The sequence below is a fragment of the Micromonospora inaquosa genome (genome assembly GCF_003857055.1).
Classification (GTDB): domain Bacteria; phylum Actinomycetota; class Actinomycetes; order Mycobacteriales; family Micromonosporaceae; genus Micromonospora; species Micromonospora inaquosa.
Genome location: NZ_QGSZ01000095.1, coordinates 1 through 5,758, shown reverse-complemented (window position 1 = coordinate 5,758; position 5,758 = coordinate 1). Strand labels below are relative to the sequence as shown.

The following is a 5,758-nucleotide window of genomic DNA, read 5'->3' as shown; positions in this document are numbered from 1 at the left end:
ATCCCGGACTCCATCATCGGGCACCTGATCTGCGGCACCTGGGCCGACAACGCCCCCGCAGCGGCGCGTACCGCGCAATCGGCCTGCTCGCAGACGGCCTCCGGGCGCTGATCATCGGAGTCCTCGACCTGGTGACGCCCGGTCCGACCACCCGCAAGCACCAGACGAACCGCGCGGACCCGTACCTGGCCGAGCTGGCGCGCCAAGCGCGCGGGAAGTTGGCCGCCGCCCCGCATCTGCTCGTCGCGGTGCACGCCACCACCACCGGTCCGACTGTGGCGGCGGCACGAGCTGCCGCCGCTGACATCACCTCCGGCTTCGGCCTGCTGTCACCTCACTTCGCGCGCCGCCGGCTGCGCCGCGCACAACCCACCGCGACCTGGCGGTGGGTACCCGCCGCCCGGATGACCCTCGCCTCGGTGGACGAGACCGCCGCCCTCGCCGGGCTGCCCGCTGAGCCGTCCGCGCATGGCTTGCCCGCCGCTGCCTCCCGGCGTCGCCCCGCCAGCCGCGAGGTCTTCACCGCCGGACCAGCCCCGGCCACCGGCCCGAAACGCCGCCCGGCACCTGACTCCACCGGCCCGGACCAGGACAGGCCGACCGAGGGCAAGGCGCCGACTGAGGTATCACGACCTGGTCTACACGACCGAGATGTACCTGCGGTGGGGCAATGACCACAAACAGGAGCCCCCTCACGTTCGTCGGCCAGCGGCGGCGTGGCCTGCACCTTGTGCCGCCGGCCGAGCGGGGCGGACTGCCCGGCAAGGTGATCGGCGTCGCCAATTCCGGTCCCGCCGTGCGGGTCGGGATCGCTTTGGAGGATTGCCGCCATCACCTGCATGTCTGCGGTCCGACCGGCACCGGTAAGACCAGCCTGTTGTTGCGGATGATCCTCGATGACGTTGAGGCCGGGCGCGGCGTCGCCGCGTTCGACCCCGCCAAGGGCGACCTGATCCGCGATCTGCTCGACGTGCTGCCGACCGACTGCGGGGACCGCCTCGTGATCGTGGACCCCGACGAGCGCTTGGCCCCGCCGGCGATCAACCTGCTCGACCCGGCCGTGCACGGTGGCACCGCGCACGACGTGGCCGCCGCCGTCACCTCCGTCATGTCGAAGGTGTGGGCGCGGTGGTGGGGTCACCGTACCGCCGACATCTGCTACCACGGTCTGCTCACCCTGGCTCACCTGCCCGGTTCCACCCTGGCGCAGCTCCCACGTCTGCTCTCGGACAGCAAGTGGCGGGCCGGGCGGGTCCGGACGGTCACGAACCGGCTGGGGGCGTGGGAGGGCAACACCCTCGGCGAGTTCTGGGAAGGCTTCGACGGCCTACCCGCCGGGCAACGCGCCGGCCTGGTAGCGCCGTTGCTGTCGCGCCTGCGCCTGGTCCTCGCGCACCCCCTCGCGAGTGCCCTTTTCGGGGTGCCGGCCACGACGTTCCGGTTCGCCGACATCCTCGACGGCGGCGTCCTGCTCGCCCGACTGCCCAAAGGGGTCCTCGGGGAGGACGGCACCCGACTCATCGGCTCCCTGCTGTTGGCGGGGTTGTGGCAGGCCACCGCCGCCCGCGCCCGTATCCGTGAGGCCGACCGGCTCGACGCCAGCATCGTGCTCGACGAGTGCCACAACTTCCTGCACCTGCCCATCGGCATCGACGATGCCCTCGCCGAAGCCCGCGGCCTGCACACCTCCTTCGTCCTCGCCCACCAGTACCTCGGCCAACTGTCCGGGGACATGGCCGAGGCGATCGACGCCAACGCCCGCAACAAGGTGTACTTCGCCCTCGCCCCGAAAGACGCCGTCGATCAAGCGCATCACGTGCGGCCGTACCTCGATCAGGGTGACCTGATGCGCCTGGGTGGCTACGAGGTGGTGCTGCGGCCGGTGGCCGGCGGGCGGGTCGTTCCTCCGGTCACCGCGGACACCATCGCCCCACCCAAGCGGATCCGAGGCCGAGCTGCCGAGCTGCGCCGGCTGGCCCGGGAGCACACCGGTCTGCCGATGGGTGAGCGTCGGCAGTTACTCGCCGACGCGGCCATCGGCGACTCGGATACCGACCTCGATGTCGGTGCCGGTGATGTCGGCGCCGGTGACGGCACTGGTCTGGCGCTCGGTCGGAACACCTTCGCTGTTCATGGGGCGGGTTCACTAGAGGGTTCTAACGAGGGGTCCAACGAGGACTCCAACGACCGGGAACGCTCGCCTGAATCCTCGCCCATGAACGCGTCATATTCGCTGGTGGATGACGGTGAGGAGGACTGGTGGACCGGAACCGACTGATAAGAGATATCCCTCCTAGCGGTACACCAGCTGCCAGCAGCTCTCGCCTGACGGCGTCCGTCGTCGCCGGTGAACTCGCTCGTCTCACCCCCCGCGACCGTCTCCTCCTCGACCTGCTCGACCAGCACTCCACGTTCACCACCGACCACCTGGCCCAGCTCGCGTTCGGCTCGGTCGGCCGTGCCCGCAACCGGCTCAACCTGCTGTACGCCCGAGACATCCTCGACCGGTTCCGCCACTACCAACGGCCCGGCTCGCAATCCTGGCGGTGGACCCTCGGCCCGGTCGGCGCGGCCCTGCTCGCGGCCCGTCGAGGTGCGACGATGCCGCGCCCGGCCGCTGTGCGCGACAACACCGCGCGGCTGGCCATGTCTCCAAGGTTGAACCACCTCCTCGCCACGAACGGGTTTTTTGTCGCGCTCACCGCGCACGCCCGGGACCGGTCCGGCGTCCGGTTGGGGCGGTGGTGGAACGAGACGCGCTGCCGTGAGGCCACCGGCAACCTCGTCCGCCCGGACGGTCACGGCGTGTGGGTCACCGGCGGGCGGGCGGTGCCGTTCTGGCTGGAGATGGACCTCGGCACGGAGACCGTGGGCCGGGTCGCTGACAAACTCACCGGCTACGCCGACCTCGGCCCCCGCCGCGCGTACCCGGTGCTGTTCTGGCTACCGACCGCCGTCCGGGAGGCCAACCTGCACGCGTACCTATCCCGGGCCGGGGTGCCGGACGGCGTGAGCGTCGCGACCGGTACCGACGACTACGCCGCCGCCCACGGTGGCCCCGCCGGGCCGGTATGGCGCGTCCCTGGCGACCCGGCACAGGTCACCCTGGCAGACCTGCCCGGCATCACGGTCCCGGGGGATGGTGCGCCGTGGGACGGGTGATCTCGTGGGCGGTCGGCGCGGTGGTCGCGTTGCTAGTGGTCATCGTCGCGGCTGGGGCCGGGGCGGTCGTGGGGCTGTTCTCCGGTGGTGGCGGTGCCGCCGCATGCCGGGCCACCGTCACCACCCCCGGTACGGCCCCGGACGGACTCACGGCCGAACAGGCGAGCAGCGCCTCGGCGATCGTGGCGGTCGGGCAGCGCATGAGCGTGCCGCCGCGCGGGTGGGTGATCGCCGTAGCGACCGCGCTGCAAGAGTCCAACCTGGTCAACCACGGGCACCTCGGCCCGGCCAACGATCACGACTCCTTGGGCCTGTTCCAACAGCGACCGTCGCAAGGCTGGGGCACCCCCGAACAGGTCACCAATCCCGACTACGCCGCCAGCAAGTTTTACGAGCGCCTCCAACGGGTGCCCCGGTGGGAGGAGCTGCCGCTCACCGACGCGGCGCAAGCCGTGCAACGCTCCGCGTACCCGGACGCCTACGCCCCACACGAGGCCCGTGCCGCCGCCATCGTGGCCGGATTTACCGGCGGTGTCGTCTGCGACGGTGGCGACGGCCTACCGCCCGACGTGGCCGCGTCCCTACCGCCGGGGTTCACCCTTCCGGCGGGCACCCCGCCGCCGGTCGTGACCGCGATCGGGTGGGCGCTCACCCAACTCGGCACCCCGTACACCTTCGGCGGTGACTGCACCGACCCGCACGCGGGCATCCCCCGGCGACAGTGCGACTGTTCCTCGCTCATGCAACAGGCGTACCGGGCGGCCGGGGTCACCATCGGGCGCACCACGCGCGACCAGGTACACGAGGGCACCCCGATACCCGGGGTCGCGCACCTACGCCCCGGAGACCTGATCCTGATCCCCGGCAGCGACGGCACCCGCGCCGACCCCCGACACATCGGCATGTTCATCGGCTCCGGTCTCATCGTGCAAGCCCCCAAAACCGGTGACGTGGTACGCATCAGCAAATTGTCAGGATGGGCCGACCAGGTAGCGGCAATCCGGCGCATCGTGCCGATCTGAGAAGAGGCGAATAAAGGACCTGCTAAAGAGTCGCCGAACAGTTATACGAGGCGGCAAGACGTGAAGTGATTTTTGCCACAGTCCATCGAGGAAGATCACTCGATGGTTGGTCGGTGCGACTGACGCCCGAAACCCGTCGGGTCGATTCCGATCCCATCTGGGCCATGTTCGCCCTCTTCAGTGGACCCACGCCGACGCGCCGTGCACGCCTGCCGGATCGTCACCCACACCGGCGCACCCGTGACCGGCGAACGTCCGCTAGCGGCGACCACAGCGCCCGCAATGCCTGTAGCCGACCGAACGTCATCCCTAAAGCAGAGGCGGATGACGGTACCCGGAACGGTTTCTGGAAAGAGTCTTGAACAACGGGGTTGACAATCATCCGGTGCAGAGGGTCCATGGACGTGGGCACCGAAACAACGGCCCCAGCGGAACCGCAAACAAACGCGCTAAGCGCGATGCGGAATGCGCTGCCACCCCTTTTCCGTGGAGGTAATTGTCATGACCGCAAACGCCAACCTGACCGCCGGTACCGACGAGGCCCGCGCTGTCGTCGCCGAGGCGCTGGGTCGCCACCCCGGCCTGACCGCTCGCAAGTTGGCCGGACAGGAAAACCTGTCCCTGCCGGTCGTCACCGAGGCGCTCAAGCACATGGAAGCGGTTGGGACCGCCACCCGCACCCCCGGGCCGACCAACGGCAACCGCAAGAGTGCCGACGTGTGGGAGCCCGTCATCCCGACCGGCGACACCACCGACACGATGCCGGACACGACCGACCAGCCGACCCCGGCCGACGAGCCGACCCCGGCCGACCATGATGCGACGGCGGACGAGCCGACGACCGCCGAGGACACCCCAGGCACCGCCGACGCGACGCCGGACACCACCGACGAGCCGACCCCGGCCGACGACGCCACCGACGACGCGACGGCGGACGAGCCGACGACCGCCGACGACGCCCCGGCCACCGCCGACGCGACGCCGGACACGGCCGACGGCGACGCGACGGCGGACGAGCCGACGCTGCCCGAGGCCCCGGTGTCCGCCGTCCCCGTGTCCGGGGTGCCCGTGTCGGGTGCGCCGGTTGGGCCGCGTCAGCCCGACCTCAAGGTGTTGATCATGGCGGGGGTCTTGGGTGGGCACCCGGACGGGATCACCGCTGACGAGGCAATCAACGAGAGCGGCCTGTCGGTCGCGATGGGTGACACGGTCCTCGCCGCGATGGAGGTTGCCGGTGCCGCGCGTCGCCTGCCGGTCGGTGAGGACGGCGAGGAGCTGTGGGTGATCGCCGACGGTGACCTCGCCACGGTGGACCCGGCCAACGCACCGACGCACACCACGTGCCCGACGTGCGGGCACACCCGCAAGATCCGCCGCCCCTCGGTCCGGCGTGCCACCGGCACCGGCCGCACCACCGGTGAGATCAACGGCGACGGGTCGGCGAAGTTGGGCAAGAACGAGTTGCGCAACCGGGTCGAGGCGTTCATGCGCGACCTCGGCCCCGGCCACGACGTGACCCCCGGCACTGTCGCCCGTGAGATCGGCGGACGCAGCCCCGGCGCGGTCGGCAACGG

At 70.9% G+C, this 5,758-nt stretch carries 5 protein-coding genes; all 5 read left to right on the top strand.

Going from position 1 to position 5,758, the window contains the following annotated elements:
- Positions 1 to 674: hypothetical protein (locus tag DLJ59_RS36200; RefSeq protein ID WP_425271377.1), on the top strand; the 674-nt coding region annotated here is incomplete at its 5' end.
- Positions 671 to 2,278 (top strand): type IV secretory system conjugative DNA transfer family protein, encoded by a 1,608-nt coding sequence (locus DLJ59_RS01910; RefSeq protein ID WP_244235787.1) that lies wholly within the window; start codon positions 671 to 673, stop codon positions 2,276 to 2,278. The genes DLJ59_RS36200 and DLJ59_RS01910, both read left to right, overlap by 4 nt.
- A gap of 47 nt (positions 2,279 to 2,325) precedes the next feature.
- Positions 2,326 to 3,162 (top strand): replication-relaxation family protein, encoded by an 837-nt coding sequence (locus DLJ59_RS01905; RefSeq protein ID WP_124770796.1) that lies wholly within the window; start codon positions 2,326 to 2,328, stop codon positions 3,160 to 3,162.
- Between the two features lie 407 nt (positions 3,163 to 3,569).
- On the top strand, positions 3,570 to 4,184 hold the full coding sequence (locus DLJ59_RS38190; protein WP_425271378.1) for a C40 family peptidase: 615 nt from the start codon (positions 3,570 to 3,572) through the stop codon (positions 4,182 to 4,184).
- A 501-nt stretch (positions 4,185 to 4,685) separates the two neighbouring features.
- On the top strand, positions 4,686 to 5,758 hold a 1,073-nt coding region (locus tag DLJ59_RS01895), incomplete at its 3' end, for a helix-turn-helix domain-containing protein (protein WP_124770794.1).